Genomic DNA, 16,124 nt, shown 5'->3' with positions numbered 1-16,124 from the left:
TCTGCCATGCTCTCCAAATGCAGGAGCAGCTTTGTCCCGATCCCCATTTTTTGAGCTTGCGTCCGAACGTAGGAATGGCGAATGAGCAAAAAAGCATTTACTTATCCTTCTTTATCCTTATCCTTCATTTACTTATCCTTTGGTTGAAAATAGGTCATTAAAATCAACTTCGTCTAAAGGCAGCTTTCTTAACAGGTCAAGGGACATTTTAAGGATGCCGAGTATACAGCCGGGTTGCACAAGCATATCAGGGCGCCTCAGCTTTCTTTATCAGTTTATCCATCAGGGAGGCAGCCTGCTCACCAAAAGCAGGGTCGTTGATGTGAAGATCTGTCTCCTGAATCTCTATCAATCGGTCCAGATTGCGCTTCAATGTGTCGATAAAGATCTGGCCTGTTGCCGGGTCGTATAAAGGCGCGTCAACACGGTCCGCATCTGAAAAGCCCCTGGTAGGGATTAGAACGTGAACATTTGCCGCATCCATATTCAGCTTTTCAGACAATTGCTTAGCAAGATGCGTGGTTTCATCTTTACTGAGCCTGATGGCAGACCTGAAGTCGTAAAAAAAAAGTTTTCGGTCGCGGTACTGCTCTGGGACTGTATTCCGTGTGAACTCGAGGACGGCACAGTCCATGCCTCCAGGAACAATAAGCCGCGGCAGCTCCTTGCCAGGTATGGGTTCATACCTCTCCGATCCGATCCCTCCACAATATCCGTTCAACAGGTTATCGGCCAGTTCGTGGGTGGCAAGGTCGAGGATTCCATGGAAATACCCTTCACTCGCCAGCTCTACCATGGCCATTCCGCCGGTACCGTTTGCATGAAAGGGAACGACTTCATAGTCCATTTTCTCCAGAGTCTCTTTGACCTTTTCGGCCGCCCGGGTAATGAAACCGAAAAAGGTCAACGCAATGCGCTTCTTTTTGTGCCGGGGTTTCCATCTGCTCTCTGCCATCCCGCATATCGCAGCAGCTGCCTTGTCAAGCACATTACCCGAAACACTGTTTATACCGAGCAGGTCAACAACACTGTGCATCATGGTGATGTCCTTGGTCCCTACGATACCCGCCATATCCCGGGATGCGACCGTAGAAATCATGACTTTAGGAATACCAAGAGGTAATACCTGCATCACGCGGGTGCAGAGGTGGGTTCCGGAGCCGCCGCCGGCAGAAATAATCCCTGACAGTGCCCCTTTCCCATAAAGGTTCTTTACGAGTTCCCTGGCATGTGAGATCATTGCTGCGATGGCTTTGTCCCTGTCCTGAGAGCTAAGGGCTCTGTTCTTTCTCATCTCTGAATAGAGATCGACGTCTACGGGAAAAGAAAGCGTATTTTTGATCCCCACATTAACGGTGAGGGTTGTATGGCCTCTTTTCTCGATACGCTCTTTTAAAAACAGATGTTCATCTCCCTTTGAATCAAAGGTTCCCAGTATGGCAATAGCCGCTGTTTTTTCCATGACAACTCCTTAAAGTGGTAACTATAATAATGATCGCTTATAATGTGCTATTTTGTCATCATTTTCAAGAAAATTTTTTGACTTTACTCTGTAAAATATTCAGACTACTTCTCGATTCTCAGGCAGTCAACAGGTTCTTTTCGTATGGATTTACGGGGCTATAAACAAAAGCAATAATCGCCTCTACAGGGCTTCCCCAATTCACCATCAAAAAAAAGAAAAACCTCGTTGCGCTTGAGTGCTCAAGCAGATAGAATGTTTGTGAAAGCAAAAACCTATCATCAACGAGGTGAAATAAATATGACACAAGGCGTGCTACCTTTCAAGTATGAAGAAGAAAAAAATGATTCCGGCATGACAGCCCTTGCTGGTTTGCCAGTTTACCTTGATCTGGCCAAGGTAATTGGCTTATCCAAATCAATTCAACAACATTTAAAAATAAGGACAAACGGCCAGGGCTGGAGAAAAAAAAACATGGCCGCTTGTGTGGTCTAATTCCTGCTGCGGCCATCCTGGGCCAAAAGAATCCTATGAAAACGCTGTAAAAAGAAGGACACGCTTTGAGCTCGGGGTGGAATTAAACTTTGTTATAAAAATTTCAGACTACCGGTATTGTTTTTCAAAGGACGGGGTCATGGAAAATGAAATTTGCCCTATCTTTGTCGGATTTTATGATGGCGAGGTGATGCCCAACCAGCAGGAAGTTGCGACCGTCAGGTGGATAAAATGGGACGACTGGCTGGAAGAAACAATTAAATATCCGGACAGATACTCTCCCTGGTGTGTTGAGGAAACTCAGATTTTAGCAGCAAATAAATATTTTAATGAATTGCAGGTCTGACGTTTGCAATATTAGTTTCATCCTCTCACCATTCTGACGATAATTTGATTTTTTATTGAATCATATATGGCATATTTTGATTCTTTAAAATCATCCCTTGAAAATCCAATGCTTCCCACATTTAAAAGATATTTTTGATTTTCTTCCAAATTTATGGTGCAATTTTTTGTAATTCTTTTGCGCAGCACAATCCTGTCTTTATAGGTGATCAGTTTTAATTTATGGGTATGACCTGTAAAAAAAATTTGCTCTTGGGTATTGTTAAACAGGGATTTTAAATAGTAATCCGTAACATCATAGATATAGGTGGTTAATTTATCCGGTGGTGTGCCGTGGACAAAATGACAGTTTTTCAATTTTAAATAAACAGGGGTGTCTTCAAGGTATCGAACGGATTTAGTGGAAAGCACTGCTATATTGTTCAGCAGCGGCTGTTTGATGGCCTTGGGAAAATATTCAAGATATTGTCTGTCAAACATGGCCAATTCATGGTTGCCCCTGACCGAGACCACGTTTTTTTCCATTAATAAGTTAATGGTCTCTTCAGGCTGATCACCATATCCAATAATATCTCCCAGGCAGATGTATTGATCAATCTGATATTTTTCCATGTCTGAAAAAACGGCTGCCATTTTTGAATAGCAACTGTGGACATCGGAAAAAACAGCTATTTTCATATTTTAACCTTATTATTAAAAATAAATATTAAAAATAATAAGATCGGATCAGGATAAGTAAACCCTGGAGTTTATTCATTCTGAGAATGACCGGCAAGAATTTTTGCCATAATGGACCCGATACCTCCCCGGGGAGATTCTTCAATAAATGAATTTTTGACGATCTCGCAAAAAGCCTTGGCAGCTGGTGAAAGGGGTGTGTTTTTTGAATAACCTAAACTTACATCAAGAAATATTTTGGTATCCTTTAATTTTCGTGAGGCAAGTTTTTTCTCTTTGATTTTTTGATTTATCGAGGGTTTTACCAGAAAGGATATGCCTTCCCCCCTTTCTACCAGGTCAATGATAAACTCGGTATTATTGGACTCCATGAAAACATTGGGGACAGCGTTGTGTTTTTTGTAAAGTTCTATAATTTTCTTCCGGGTACCCGAACCTTCTCCCTTCAGGATGACCGGTTCCATCAAAATATCACAAAATTTAAGTTCATTTTTCCGGATCAACGGATGACTCACAGGTAGAACAACGACTATTTCTTCCTGGCTGAAGGGAACAAATTGAAGTCTTGAATCATTTACTTCCATTTGAGCCACAACGACCACTTCATTTTTAAACTCCCGCAGGCTGTTGATCATCGCCATGGAACTGCCTTCTTCAAGAATAATTTTTATTTTTGGATAGGCCCTGTGGAAAACAGAAATAATGGACGGCATAATATGTTTGGCATAGGCTTTTGTGCACCCGATTTCCAAAAGTCCCTGATTCAGCTCCTTCGTCTGGGTCAGAATGGTTTCAACCTCATCCTCAACACCAAAAATAAGTTCGGCTTTTTCAAACAATAATTTCCCCGGGTGGGTGAGAAATATTTTTCTCCCCTGTTTATTAAACAATTTCATATCATGATAATTTTCAAACAATTTAATCTGGGCAGTTACGGCCGGCTGGGAGATAAAGAGTGTTTCAGCGGCAATGGTAAAGCTATTGTACTTTGCAACATAATAAAATGCCCTCAATTGATTCAAATTAATCATCAGTCACAATCCTCAATTTGGGTTGCCGCGTAAAAACAGACTATAAGAAAAACTTATAAATGTCATAAGTTTATATGAATTGACACTTTTTTTGTCAACAAATATTACTGATGAAACATGCTTGCGCTCTCGAATATGATAACCCGGTTTCTTTATGCTTTGACGGCTTCTATTTCAACTTCTCCTGCGGTTCTATGTTTTCCCAAGTATGGATTGGTTTTTCGGATTTTTTTAGTCAGGTTTTTAACACTTAATTTTTTAATTGGAGGTAAAAATGGCTGATAAGAGTTTTCCTAATCCCCACGAGGTAGAAGCAATCCCCGGCACAGAAGGATGGGAGCGAATGTATCCGTACCACTATTTCTTTACAACCAAAGATAAAGAAAGAGAAGAATATGAAAACAACATGTTCTGGTTCAACGATGCACTTCACTACCCTGAGCCCATGTACCCCTTTGATATCATCTGGGATGAAGCATGGTTCCTTTCGTTATCACAATTCAATACACGGATTTTCATGATTCCACCGGTTTATGGGGTTGATCACAGGATCATCAATGGTAATGTCTACATCACTCCTGTTCCGGTAACCGATCCTGAAGAAGTTCAGAAAAGAGCCCCTTTATTCATGGAAAGAGCAGGTTATTATTTTGAAAACTGGGATAAGCTTATAGAGCAATGGGAAAAGAAAATGAGAGGGATTATTTCAGACCTTGAAACCCTTGAAATTCCAACACTGCCGGCCATGGAAGATATCTCTGTTGTCAAGAACGGGCTTGGAACCTCATCCGGATATGAACTGATCAAAAATTACGACAAGCTTATAGACCTTGGGATTCGCTGCTGGCAATATCATTTTGAATTTTTAAATCTAGGATATGCCTCCTATGTTATCTTTGTTGACTTCTGCACCAAAGCCTTCCCGGACATTCCCTTACAGAAAATTACCCAGATGGTTGCAGGGATTGATGTTATCCTTTACCGGCCGGATGAGGAATTGAAAAAACTGGCCAAACTGGCGGTTGAATTTAACCTCGACTCCCAAATTGGAAATGATACTAAAGACATTAAGGATGTCATCGCATCACTTCAGAGTTCTGAAAACGGAAAAAAATGGATCAGTGCCTGGGATGAAGCCAAAAATCCATGGTTCAATATTTCAACGGGAACCGGGTGGTATCACCAGGATATTTCCTGGAACGACAACCTGAATATCCCCATGAGCTCCATCAGAATTTATATCGAAAAACTTAAGGGCGGCCATTCCATTGATCGACCCGTGGACGCCGTAAAAAAAGAACGCAAACGACTTATTGCCGAGTACAGAGGTCTCTTAAAAACCGATGAGGACCTAAAGACCTTTGATCAGCTTCATGGAACGGCTGAACTGGTCTTTCCCTATGTTGAGAACCATATGTTTTACGTAGAGCACTGGTTTCATTCAGTGTTCTGGAACAAGATGAGAGAAGTTGCCGCCATCATGACTGATCATAAGTTTCTTAAGGGCCAGGAAGATATCTGGTATATGTCCAGAAGCGAAATCAAGGAAGCCTTATGGGATATTGTGACTGCATGGGCCACTGGAACAAAAGGATATGGCCCCCTGCACTGGCCCGAAGAAGTTGCATGGAGAAAAGGTGTTTATAAAATATTCAAAGAACACCGCCCCTCTCCGGCCTATGGAACTCCGCCTGAAGTCATTGCCGAACCGTTTACCGTCGTGCTCTGGGGTGTTACCAATGAAAGCATGGCAGCATGGGCGAAATTAAAGGAAATCGGAGATCCGGACAAGGTCAATGAAATAGAAGGATTTGCAGGTTCCCCGGGTGTTGTTGAAGGCATTGCCCGGGTATGTCGCTCAGTAGAGGATATCGGTCAGCTCAAGGAAGGAGAAATTCTTGTGGCACCGACCACTTCACCCTCATGGGCACCGGTATTCCAGAAAATCAAAGGGGTTATCACCGATGTGGGCGGTATCATGTGCCATGCAGCTATTGTCTGCCGCGAATACGGCATGCCGGCTGTTGTCGGAACCGGGCAGGCAACTGCCATTATCAAATCCGGCATGAAAATCAAACTGAATGGCGATACAGGACGAGTTTACATCGAAAGGTAAGTTGCTATCATGGAAAAAAGATCTGACTATGTCCTCTGGTTTGAAGAATGTGATATGAATTCCATTCCCCTTGTCGGCGGCAAAAATGCGAGCCTGGGAGAGCTGTTGAAAGCACAGATTCCTGTTCCCCCGGGCTTTGCAATAACCACTAAAGCCTATACCCTTTTTCTTGAGCAAGGCAATATCAGAAAGGATATCTTTAAAATCCTGGGTGGTATCAAAGCCAATGACATGAATTCTGGTGAGGCTGCCAGTAAAACCATCCGGGCGCTTATTGAAAGTACCCCCATGAATGATGACCTACAGGATTATATCGGAGAATTTTACCGTAGACTTTCCAAAAGATGCAATGTTCCTGCTGTTCCTGCTGCCATAAGATCCAGTGCAACGGCTGAAGACCTACCGGGAGCCAGTTTTGCAGGACAGCAGGACACCTTTCTCTGGGTCAGGGGTGTGGATGGCATTCTCAAACATGTGAAAAAATGCTGGTCAAGTCTTTTTACCTCAAGAGCCATCTATTACAGAACAAAAATGGGATTTCCACATGAACAGGTGGAAATCTCCGTAGGTGTTCAGAAAATGGCCAATGCGTGGACCGCCGGCGTGATGTTTACATTGAATCCAGCCACCGGAGACAGGTCCACCATTGCCATTGATGCAAACTGGGGGTTCGGCGAGAGTGTCGTGAGCGGGGAATGCACACCCGATAATTTTATTATCAATAAAATCACTGACGAAGTAATTAAAAAAACTGTTTCCTACAAAACCATTCTGTATACCCGTGATCCTGAAAATCATTGCGTTATAAAACAGAATGTTCCGGCGGAAAGAGCAAATATTCAATGTGTGGTGGATAAAGATGCCATTGAACTTGCCATAATCGGAAAGCGCATTGAAAAACATTATGGCAAGCCCATGGACATCGAATGGGCAATTGATAAAGACACACCGGGCCAGGCAAAAATCATGATTCTTCAAAGCAGACCGGAAACCGTCTGGAGCAGCAAAAAAGTAGAACCGGTCATGCAAGCAAGATCATCCGCGCTTGAGCATATCTGTGCCGGGCTTATTGCAGGAAAGAAAGTGAATTAATGGATGCTTAACGTTACATTGTTTTAAACCCGGGTCAAACATTAAGACTCGGTCAAAATATAAACCAGTGCGCATCACGCAGGGAACCCTATCATTGTGTCAAAAGGGAGCCACCTGACAAAGGAGAAAAATTTATGAAAGACATGAGAGATTTTGTGGCAGTCTGTGAGGAAAAAGGTCTGTTAAAACGAATTACAGCTGAAGTTGACTGGAACCTGGAATTATCGCATATTGCAAAGTTAAACGAGGAAGCACAAGGTCCTGCCCTCTTGTTTGAAAACATAAAGGGGTATGATACGCCGGTTATCACCAGTGTCTGCACAACGGTACAGCGATTGGCCATTATTATGGGACTGCCTGAAGATTCCACTCTCACTGAGCTTTATAATCACTGGGCAGAAAAAGCCAAAAAACCCATACCACCCAAATATATTGATAAAGCCCAGGCTCCGTGCAAGGAAAATATCATGATGGGCGATGATGTGGATCTCCACAAATTTCCCATACCCCACTACTATCCCCTTGATGGGGGCAGGTATTATGGTACGGCTCATTTCATCATTTCAAAAGATCCTGATTCGGGATGGGTGAATCTGGGAACTTATCGAAGCCAGCTTCTGGGTAAGGATAAAGTCGGCACCCAGTTTATTAAAGGCAAACATGCTGATATCATGTTAAAAAAATACCAGGCCCTGGGAGAACCCATGCCGGTTGCGTCGGTTTCCGGATGTGATCCAATATTATTCCTCGTGGGAGCTGCCAGAATCGGTGCTTTTACCAGTGAGTATGATGTGGCAGGTGCTTTCCGCGGTGAAGCCATAGAAGTGGTTAAAGGTGAAGTGGTTGATCTGCCCATTCCTGCCCATGCCGAGATTGTTGTTGAAGGGTTTGTGGATGCGGATAAATTTATGGAAGAGGGCCCATTTGGTGAATATACCGGGTATTATTCCGGTGTGGGAACCGATCCCAGAAATTTTATTGATATCAAATGTATAACCTACAGAAATAATCCCATCCACTGGGGAACAACCGTTGGTCGCGCTGTAACAGATACCCACATGACCATGGCATTGTCCTATGGCGCTACCTTATGGCAGCAGCTCAATGAAATGAATATTCCGGGCTTGAAAGCGGTTTATTGCCCGCCGGAGGGAGCCGGACGATTCCTTGCCATTATCTCCATGAAACAGATGTACCCCGGTCATGTGGATCAGGTTCTTACGGCTTCCATCTCAACTGAAATGGGTGCCTATGGTTTGAAGACGGTGATTGTTGTGGATGAAGATATTGATCCCTGGGATATCCCGCGTGTGCTGTATGCCCTGAGTTTCAGGTTTCAGCCCAACCGTTCCCAGGTGATCAAAAGAGGACGATCTACACCACTTGACCCTTCATTGCCCATCGATGCAAGATGGATCACTGGACGACTCCTTCTGGATGCGACCATCCCCTATGAATGGGAACACAAACCCATCCCCATAGAGCTTGATCCTGACGTGGTTGCAAGAGTTAAGGCAAGATGGTCTGAGCTTGGATTATAAGGAAAGGATACGTCGTGAAACCAATTCGATATAAAAAAGAAATGACAGATGAATTTCTGAAAGACGGATACTGGACCCGGGAAACATTTTATAATTTCTGGGAAAAAAATGCCAGGGAGATACCTGACCAGGAAGCATTGGTCGATTCAAAATACAGACTGACATGGAAAAAAGCCGTTGAGCTTGTGGATGCCATGGCCATATCCTGGGTTGAAATGGGAATAGAAAAACACTCCAGGGTGATTATTCAGTCTCCCAACAGCGTCTACGGGTTTCTGGCAAGAATTGCATGTGAGCGGGCAGGCTTGATTTCTCTGACCGTCTATCCGTACTTGAGGAAAAAAGAGCTGACCTACATGGTGGACAGAACCAAGGCATCAGCCGTGATTATCCTTCATACCTACAACAAGTTCAACTATCTTGAAATGTATGAAGATCTTCAAAAAGACTTTCCCCATCTGAAAAACATTTTCCTGTTTGATGACATCGTGCCCCAGGATGCACCAAAAGGCACCTTCTCATTAACCTCCATGGTTGAAGAGAGAGCACAATTGCCTGTGGATACGTCTATTTTAGATAAAAGACGATTTGATGCCATTGAAAATATCTCCATTTTAACCACCACCTCGGGAACCACTGGAATACCAAAGCTTGTTGAATGGCCAACCGCCCCGAGAATCTGCACGTCCAAAGGCCGTGTGGATATCTGGGGCCTGACAAAGGATGATATCACCATGGCCATTGCCCCCCATGCCGGTGGTGCTGCCGGAACGCTGACCTATTTTGCAGCGCCCATTGCAGGGGCCAAAACCGTTATGCTGGAAGACTTTTCCCCGGATGCGGCCCTGGCGCTCATTGAAAAAGAAAAGGCCACCGCCATTGGTGTGGTGCCCACCCATCTGATCAGAATGCTTGAAGCGGATGTGTCAAAGTATGATTTAAGCTCTTTGAGATTTATTCGGTCTGCCGGTGGATATCTGCCTCCCCAGGTGGCAGAGGAAGCTGAAAATGCTTTTGGCGCATCCATTACCAGCGATTTGGGCACCCAGGATATGGGCTCTGTTTCCGGCTGCCGAGTGGAAGACACCAAGGATCTTCGGCGACGAACCGTGGGCAGAATGCTGCCCGGCAATAAGGTCCGGCTGGCAGACCAGGAAAACAAGGAAAAAACTGTCCCGGACGGTGAACCCGGCATTCTGTATTTCAGAGGCCCCCACGCACCGGCAGGATATTATCGGGATGAAGAACTCACTTCTACTGTTTTTGACAAAGACGGCTGGACCACCACCGAAGACATTGTAAAATTTGACCAGGGATGTTTATGGATATTGGGCCGTGCCAAGGACATGATTATCCGGGGCGGTCAAAATATTTATCCGGCTGAAGTGGAAGGCTTGTTAAATGATCATCCTTCTGTGGCATCCGTGGCTCTAGTGGGATATCCTGACAGGGAAATGGGTGAGCGGTGTGCAACCTATGTGATTGTCAAAAGTGGTATGGAATTTGATTTCAAAAGCATGGTGGATTACCTGAAATCAAAAGAGATTGCCATGTTCAAACTTCCCGAGCACCTTGAAATTGTAGATGAATTCCCTGTAGTGGGAGATTCCGGAAAGGTTAATAAAGAGACACTTAAAAAAGACATCCGAACGAGACTGGGGTTATAAACTAGTGTCTGACCGAAAACCTGCGGCAAGTATCATAAGACCCTATTGCAGACTTGCTACAGGTTTATCAAAGGCCAAAAATAAATGACAAACTCCAAAACGGTTTTAATCATATCTACCCTTGATACCAAAAGAGAAGAAACCAGGTATTTAAAGTACAAGTTTAAAGAAATTGGTGTTTTACCTCTTTTAATGGATCTTTCCATGCGGGGAAAGGAAGCATCACATGCAGAGCTGACACCGTCCCATGTGGCATCGGCAGGCGGAAGTACCATAGAAGAAATCAACAAGTCAAAAGAACGGTCAACCATTACCAACATTATTATTGAAGGCGCTACAAAGATTGCCAGGGATCTGTATGATGCCGGTAAAATTGACGGTATCATGGCCATTGGCGGGTCCACCGGCTCTCTGATGGCAACCGATGTCATGCGGGCGCTGCCTTTTGGCATTCCCAAACTGATGATATCCTCAACAGCAGCTCTTCCCGGGCTTTCCACAAAATATATCGGTACAGGCGATATATTATTGTTTCATTCGGTCATTGAAATATCCGGTTTGTCGGATATGCTCACCAATGTGATGGATAGAGCCTGCTATGCCATGAAAGGCATGACAAAATATGTAAGCAATACCCTTAGTACCAATAATAAAAAAACCATTGCCATGACCATGCTGGGCCCGTGTGAACAATGTGCAAACTCGGTGAGAAAAGCCCTTGAAAAAGAAGGGTACCAGGTCACAGGATTTTCTGCGGCCGGTGTCGGAGACCGGGCCATGGAAAATATGATTGCAGAAGGATTTTTCCAGGGAGTAATTGATCTGGCTCCCGGCGGGGTTGGGGAACACTATTTCGGGTTTATGCGGGATGGAGGTCCTGATCGCCTTGAATCTGCCGGGAAAAAGGGAATTCCCCAGATTATATCCACCTGCTCGGTCAATCACATGACGCCGTCCAGGTCAAAATATAAAAAAGAATTCCATAAAAGACGAAAATACGATCTTGATAAATTCAGGACATGGCTTCGTCTTTCAACAGATGAACTAAAAGAAGTGGCCAATGAATTTGCCAGAAAACTCAATAATTCAAAAGCCCCTGTAAAAGTGATGGTTCCCATGCAGGGATGGTCGTCTGTGGATGCAAAAGGCAACCCAACCTATGATCCGGAAGAAGACCGCGTTTTCGTTGAAACATTGAGAGCTAAGCTTGATCCAAGAATCCAAATTATTGAAATCAATGCAAACATGGAAGATTCTGCCTTTAGCCAACAGGTGATAAAATCAGCATTGGAGCTTTTTTAATGGACATATCATTTGAAAAACAATTAATTAAAATTATTGAGCCCTTATACAAAAAAGGTCGTGACGGAGACTGGGATCATATCCTGCGCATGGTAAAGCTTTGCAAATACCTGCTGAAACATGAAAAAGCAGATGAGGATATTGTTCTGCCAGCAGCATACCTCCATGACTTAGGATGGACAGCCATTGATTTTTCCGACTTTAACAAGGCAAGCCCCAAGGTAAAAGCTGATTCGTCAAGTTTTACCCAGCATATGGAACAGGGCGCTGTTATTGCAGGTAAAATTTTATCAGAGTTTAAATATGATACAAATAAAATTAAAGAGATCCAAAGCATCATTAAAGTTCATGACCTGCCTGAAATAGTTTTTAAAATGAACTATATTTCAGCAACCCTGGTGGTGGAAGCAGACCGCCTGGACAGATACGGCAAAACTGGCCTTGCGCGGTTTAAAACCATGTTCGGGGCAGATAAGCTTTCCGGACAATATTGGGAAGAAGCCAGACAATTAAGGATTGATGGTCTCAAAGAGTGGTTCAGAACAAAGACAGCTATCAACCTGTCTAAAAAACTGGCCGCAGAAATGGGGCTGTTTGATTAGCCGTGGGTTTGGCCTGATCACAGAACAGGCATTTTAAGAAAACCATTTTATGGAGAGATGAGGATGATTGTTAAAAACTGGATGCGTAAAAATCCTGATACAATGTCAAGTGATCTTTCAGCAAAAGAAGCCATGATTTTATTTAAAAAAAACAGAGCCCCTTTTATGGCAGTGGTTGATAAGGGGAAATTTAGAGGGCTTGTTGCAAGGCGGGATCTGAGAGAGGCTGCTGCCTGGGCCATTGCGACCCAGGATATTTATGAAGTTCAATATTTTAACGAAAAGCTGAAAGTAAAAGATATTATGGTTAGAAAACCGGTTACGCTGTCAGTGGATGATACTGTTGAAACTGCTCTTGAAAAGGGCAAACAATTCGGCAGAAGTTTTTTACCGGTTATGGATGGTGAAAAATTTGTGGGAAGCCTTTCAAACAGGGATTTCTCCCATGCACTAAGCCAGCTTCTAGGGAGTGCGGAAGGGCTGCATGGAGTTTCCATAGAAATAAACACAGATTCCAAGCTTACCATAAATAAAATTCTGGAAGATATCTTTATAATGGGTCTTGAAATCAAGGGGCTGTTTACATTAAAAAATCCTGATTCAGGTGCTAAACGGCTTATCATAAGGTTTGAAGCAAAATGTCTGAAAAAAATTGTCTCTTTAATTGAAGAAAAAGGTTACAATTTAGTAGAAGTGATCAAACACAAAGAATAGAATTATAAATTGCAAACCGCAAGGAGTCATATATGACAAAACGATTAATCGTGGGGATAGCCGGGGCAAGTGGTGTAATTTATGGCATCAGGATGCTTGAAGTCCTTAAAAACCGTGGCATTGAAACCCATCTGATTATTTCGGAAGCCGGAAAACTCAATATCAGGATTGAAACGGATTATGATGTGGATGAAGTTCTTGCCATGGCAGATTTTACTTATACCAACAATGATATTGCTGCATCTGTTGCCAGTGGTTCCTTTCTGACCATGGGTATGGTGGTGGCACCATGTACAGTGAAAACCCTGTCTGGAATTGCAAACTCTTATAATGAGAATCTGTTGATCCGGGCAGCAGATGTCCAGCTCAAAGAAAAAAGGAAGCTGGCGCTGATGTTCAGAGAAACCCCTTTGCATAAAGGGCATTTAAGGCTTTTAACCCAGGCCGCAGATATGGGAGCCCATATTATCCCGCCCGTGCCGGCTTTTTATCATCATCCAAAAACCATTGATGACATTATTAATCAGTCTGTTGGAAAGGTGTTAGATTACATGGGGATAGAGCATGACCTGTTTAAACGATGGGATAACTCTGAGTTGGATAAGCTTTTGAACAAATCCAAAACGTCTGAAGAAAAACTGATCGCCATAAAATAAAAATTCTAAATGATATTTGAATAAGGAGAATTACAATGGCCATTGATGACAAACAATTGTCAGGAGCGGAAAGTCTGCGTAAAACCAGAACCTACGGTAAGTTTAGATGCCATAATCCAACCTGTATGGGCAGACTGGAGCCTAAGCCGGGTGACAAACATGTAAAATGTCCGGTTTGTACGTGTGAATTCCGTGTCGCATGGATTCGCCCTGATTTTCCAAGAATCCGTGGGCCGGTCTGGGAAGTGAATAAAAAAATTGCTGAAGCAGCATTCAAAAAGAAAATGGAGGGCAAATAATATGGCTCTGGATAGAAAAATAGCATATATTGACCTTACCACCGGCGAGGTAGAGGTTAAACCCATACCCCTTGATGTCAGAAGAAAATTTCTCGGTGGCCGGGGTCTTGATGCTTATCTGTTACTGAATCATTCTAAAAAAGGTTGTGATCCGTTAGGCTCTGCCAATCCCTTAATTGTCAGCGGTGGTATCCTCACGGCCACCTGCGCGTCGGCAACGGCCAGAACCCATATTATGGCAAAATCCCCCCTTACAGGGCTTTTGGGATCGGCCAACATGGGCGGATTCTTTGCACCTGAGATGGCATGGGCAGGCTTTCATCACCTTGTCATAAAGGGGAAAGCAAAAAAGCCTGTTTACCTTTTCATTAAAAACGGCACCATTGAAATTCGTGATGCCCAAAATGTCTGGGGAAAAACCACCACAGATACCCAGTGGGCTATCCAGGAGGACCTCAATGACAGGGAAATAAAATCCCTTGTCATTGGACCTGCCGGTGAAAACCTTGTGGCATTTGCCAATGTCATGACCGGAATTAAAAATGCCGGCGGTAGAACCGGAATGGGTGCAGTCATGGGCTCCAAAAACCTTAAGGCAATTGCCTGCAGGGGAACCATGGATATCAAGATTGCCCACCCTGTAGAAGCCCTGGAGTATAACAAACGGTTTATCGATCAGATCACCTCGGCAAAGGTGAATAAAACCCAGGGAACCCTTGGCACACCCATGATCTGGGGTGCCACCAACTCCTGGGGCGGGGTTCGAACCAGAAACTTCCAGTATAACCAGTGTGAATATGCAGATGATATTGAGCCGGAAGCAATTGATGAGATCTGTGAAGACACAATGGGACCCTATCATATGGCAGGCTGTTTTGGCTGCCAGGTCCATTGCCGTGCCCAGTACAGGATCCCTTCAGGGCCCCTTAAGGGCAAATACGATGAGGGGCCTGAATACACTTCCCAGGGAGCCTTTGGAGGAGAACCGGATACGCCGAGAGCTGAGACCGTGCTCGTAGGAAATCACCTTGTTGATCAGTATGGAATGGATAATCTTGAGGTGGGCAGTCTGATTTCCTGGGCAATGGAACTCTATGAAAAAGGCATTATTACCAGCAAGGATACAGACGGCCTGGACTTAAGATTCGGCAATGACGAAGCGCTTCTCGAAATGGTGGAACGTATTTGCTACAGGAAAGGTAAAGTGGCCGATGCCCTTGCCCAGGGCGGTATTCCAGCCTCTAAAATATTTGGCAAAAATTCCTTTGAATATCTCATCCAGGTAAAGGGAATGAGCAATCTTCATTCCGATGAAAGAGCAACTCCAGGGCTGGCTCTTAATATCGCAACCGCCTCAAGGGGCTCCGACCATTTAAGAAGTCGTCCTGCCATCGACCTGTATCATCTGCCTGAAAAAGTATTGCATAAAATATATGGCAGTCCCGTCCCCTATAAAGGCAAGCTCAGCTCCGAGCATACAGAATATGTGGGAAAAGCCTGGCAGGTATTCTGGCAGGAAAACTGCTACATGGGGGTGGACTGTCTGGGAATCTGCAAATACCACACCACATTCCTGGGCGCAACCCTGCCTAATTTTGAAGACTGGCCAAAGGTCCTGTATTATAATACCGGTCTTGAGTATACTCCGGAAGAGCTATGGGATATTTCCGAGCGGTGCAACATGATAGAAAGACTCTTTAATATCAGAGAAGGTTTAACAAGGGATGATCTTGAAAAAGGCGATATGCTCAACCATCGCTATTTTGACGAACCCTGTAGAAGAGGCGCCCCTGACGTTGTTGGAATGATGATTGACAAGAAAAAATTTGTTAAAATGATTGATGAATTTTACGAGCACAAAGGGCTTGATAAAGACGGCAATCCTAAACCTGAAACCCTGAAACGGCTTGGGATTGAAAACGAGCCCTCTCATATGCTGTAGAAAGGAGTCAACTCATGGAAAATAAAGTTCTGATGATAAATCCTGAAAAATGTACAGGGTGCAGATTGTGTGAACTGGTATGCGCGGTAAAACATGACGGGGTTTCCAACCCTGCCAGAAGCCGTATCAGAGTAATGAAATGGGAAATGGACGGGGTATATATCCCCATGGCCTGCCAGCAG

Annotated in this window: 15 protein-coding genes and 1 pseudogene; 13 read left to right on the top strand and 3 right to left on the bottom strand. The window is 44.0% G+C overall.

From position 1 onward, the window contains the following. Nucleotides 1-247: 247 nt before the first annotated feature. Nucleotides 248-1,462, bottom strand: a complete 1,215-nt coding sequence (locus QAI40_RS13325; protein WP_299980727.1) for a Tm-1-like ATP-binding domain-containing protein — start codon at nt 1,460-1,462, stop codon at nt 248-250. A gap of 300 nt (nt 1,463-1,762) precedes the next feature. Here QAI40_RS13325 and QAI40_RS13320 point away from each other — a divergent pair. Together QAI40_RS13320 and QAI40_RS13315 are read left to right on the top strand one after the other, a co-directional pair. Further along, nucleotides 1,763-1,954, top strand: a pseudogene (locus tag QAI40_RS13320) (IS1380 family transposase); the annotation flags it as partial. Further along, nucleotides 1,947-2,303 carry an NUDIX domain-containing protein gene (locus QAI40_RS13315; protein ID WP_299980729.1) on the top strand — a complete coding sequence of 119 codons (357 nt, stop codon included), beginning with the start codon at nt 1,947-1,949 and terminating at the stop codon, nt 2,301-2,303. The pseudogene QAI40_RS13320 and the gene QAI40_RS13315, both read left to right, overlap by 8 nt. 17 nt (nt 2,304-2,320) lie before the next feature. Here QAI40_RS13315 and QAI40_RS13310 read toward each other — a convergent pair whose 3' ends face one another. Together QAI40_RS13310 and QAI40_RS13305 are read right to left on the bottom strand one after the other, a co-directional pair. Beyond that, entirely contained in the window at nt 2,321-2,980 is a 660-nt protein-coding gene (locus QAI40_RS13310) for a metallophosphoesterase family protein (RefSeq protein WP_299980731.1), read from the bottom strand. Between the two features lie 71 nt (nt 2,981-3,051). Then, on the bottom strand, nt 3,052-4,011 hold the full coding sequence (locus tag QAI40_RS13305; protein WP_299980733.1) for a LysR family transcriptional regulator: 960 nt from the start codon (nt 4,009-4,011) through the stop codon (nt 3,052-3,054). A 274-nt stretch (nt 4,012-4,285) separates the two neighbouring features. Between QAI40_RS13305 and QAI40_RS13300 the strand changes: the two genes are divergently transcribed. The 11 genes from QAI40_RS13300 to QAI40_RS13250 all read left to right on the top strand — a co-directional run. Continuing rightward, nucleotides 4,286-6,127, top strand: coding sequence for a PEP-utilizing enzyme (locus QAI40_RS13300; protein WP_299980735.1), 1,842 nt, complete (start codon nt 4,286-4,288; stop codon nt 6,125-6,127). A gap of 9 nt (nt 6,128-6,136) precedes the next feature. Continuing rightward, nucleotides 6,137-7,219 (top strand): PEP/pyruvate-binding domain-containing protein, encoded by a 1,083-nt coding sequence (locus QAI40_RS13295; RefSeq protein ID WP_299980737.1) that lies wholly within the window; start codon nt 6,137-6,139, stop codon nt 7,217-7,219. A gap of 134 nt (nt 7,220-7,353) precedes the next feature. Beyond that, complete coding sequence (gene ppcB, locus QAI40_RS13290) at nt 7,354-8,760, top strand: phenylphosphate carboxylase subunit beta (RefSeq protein ID WP_304511666.1); 1,407 nt, start codon at nt 7,354-7,356, stop codon at nt 8,758-8,760. Nucleotides 8,761-8,774: 14 nt separating this feature from the next. Next, nucleotides 8,775-10,427 carry an AMP-binding protein gene (locus tag QAI40_RS13285; RefSeq protein ID WP_299980741.1) on the top strand — a complete coding sequence of 551 codons (1,653 nt, stop codon included), beginning with the start codon at nt 8,775-8,777 and terminating at the stop codon, nt 10,425-10,427. An 84-nt stretch (nt 10,428-10,511) separates the two neighbouring features. Then, the gene (locus QAI40_RS13280; RefSeq protein ID WP_299980743.1) at nt 10,512-11,729 is read left to right on the top strand and encodes a Tm-1-like ATP-binding domain-containing protein; all 1,218 of its coding nucleotides are present in this window, start codon (nt 10,512-10,514) and stop codon (nt 11,727-11,729) included. Beyond that, a complete protein-coding gene (locus tag QAI40_RS13275) occupies nt 11,729-12,331 on the top strand; it encodes an HD domain-containing protein (protein WP_299980745.1) in 603 nt (200 codons plus the stop codon). The genes QAI40_RS13280 and QAI40_RS13275 overlap by 1 nt, the downstream gene beginning before the upstream one ends. A 63-nt stretch (nt 12,332-12,394) precedes the next feature. Continuing rightward, complete coding sequence (locus QAI40_RS13270; RefSeq protein ID WP_299980747.1) at nt 12,395-13,045, top strand: CBS domain-containing protein; 651 nt, start codon at nt 12,395-12,397, stop codon at nt 13,043-13,045. Nucleotides 13,046-13,077: 32 nt separating this feature from the next. After that, complete coding sequence (locus QAI40_RS13265) at nt 13,078-13,701, top strand: UbiX family flavin prenyltransferase (RefSeq protein WP_299980749.1); 624 nt, start codon at nt 13,078-13,080, stop codon at nt 13,699-13,701. Nucleotides 13,702-13,736: 35 nt separating this feature from the next. Next, nucleotides 13,737-14,000, top strand: a complete 264-nt coding sequence (locus QAI40_RS13260) for a hypothetical protein (RefSeq protein ID WP_299980751.1) — start codon at nt 13,737-13,739, stop codon at nt 13,998-14,000. A 1-nt stretch (nt 14,001) separates the two neighbouring features. After that, nucleotides 14,002-15,942 carry an aldehyde ferredoxin oxidoreductase family protein gene (locus QAI40_RS13255; RefSeq protein ID WP_299980754.1) on the top strand — a complete coding sequence of 647 codons (1,941 nt, stop codon included), beginning with the start codon at nt 14,002-14,004 and terminating at the stop codon, nt 15,940-15,942. Between the two features lie 14 nt (nt 15,943-15,956). Next, nucleotides 15,957-16,124 (top strand): 4Fe-4S binding protein (locus tag QAI40_RS13250; protein WP_331520877.1); only part of this gene is annotated, 168 nt, incomplete at its 3' end.

Origin of the sequence: Desulfobacula sp., from assembly GCF_030611305.1 — a bacterium.
GTDB lineage: Bacteria > Desulfobacterota > Desulfobacteria > Desulfobacterales > Desulfobacteraceae > Desulfobacula.
This window is presented reverse-complemented; position numbering and strand designations above follow the sequence as displayed.

Bases quoted from the DNA above. Each gene is read 5' to 3' on its own strand.
- QAI40_RS13325 (WP_299980727.1), bottom strand. From the start codon at position 1,462: ATGGAAAAAACAGCGGCTATTGCCATACTGGGAACCTTTGATTCAAAG.
- QAI40_RS13310 (WP_299980731.1), bottom strand. From the start codon at position 2,980: ATGAAAATAGCTGTTTTTTCCGATGTCCACAGTTGCTATTCAAAAATG.
- QAI40_RS13305 (WP_299980733.1), bottom strand. From the start codon at position 4,011: ATGATTAATTTGAATCAATTGAGGGCATTTTATTATGTTGCAAAGTAC.
- QAI40_RS13300 (WP_299980735.1), top strand. From the start codon at position 4,286: ATGGCTGATAAGAGTTTTCCTAATCCCCACGAGGTAGAAGCAATCCCC.
- QAI40_RS13295 (WP_299980737.1), top strand. From the start codon at position 6,137: ATGGAAAAAAGATCTGACTATGTCCTCTGGTTTGAAGAATGTGATATG.
- ppcB (WP_304511666.1), top strand. From the start codon at position 7,354: ATGAAAGACATGAGAGATTTTGTGGCAGTCTGTGAGGAAAAAGGTCTG.
- QAI40_RS13280 (WP_299980743.1), top strand. From the start codon at position 10,512: ATGACAAACTCCAAAACGGTTTTAATCATATCTACCCTTGATACCAAA.
- QAI40_RS13275 (WP_299980745.1), top strand. From the start codon at position 11,729: ATGGACATATCATTTGAAAAACAATTAATTAAAATTATTGAGCCCTTA.
- QAI40_RS13270 (WP_299980747.1), top strand. From the start codon at position 12,395: ATGATTGTTAAAAACTGGATGCGTAAAAATCCTGATACAATGTCAAGT.
- QAI40_RS13265 (WP_299980749.1), top strand. From the start codon at position 13,078: ATGACAAAACGATTAATCGTGGGGATAGCCGGGGCAAGTGGTGTAATT.
- QAI40_RS13260 (WP_299980751.1), top strand. From the start codon at position 13,737: ATGGCCATTGATGACAAACAATTGTCAGGAGCGGAAAGTCTGCGTAAA.
- QAI40_RS13255 (WP_299980754.1), top strand. From the start codon at position 14,002: ATGGCTCTGGATAGAAAAATAGCATATATTGACCTTACCACCGGCGAG.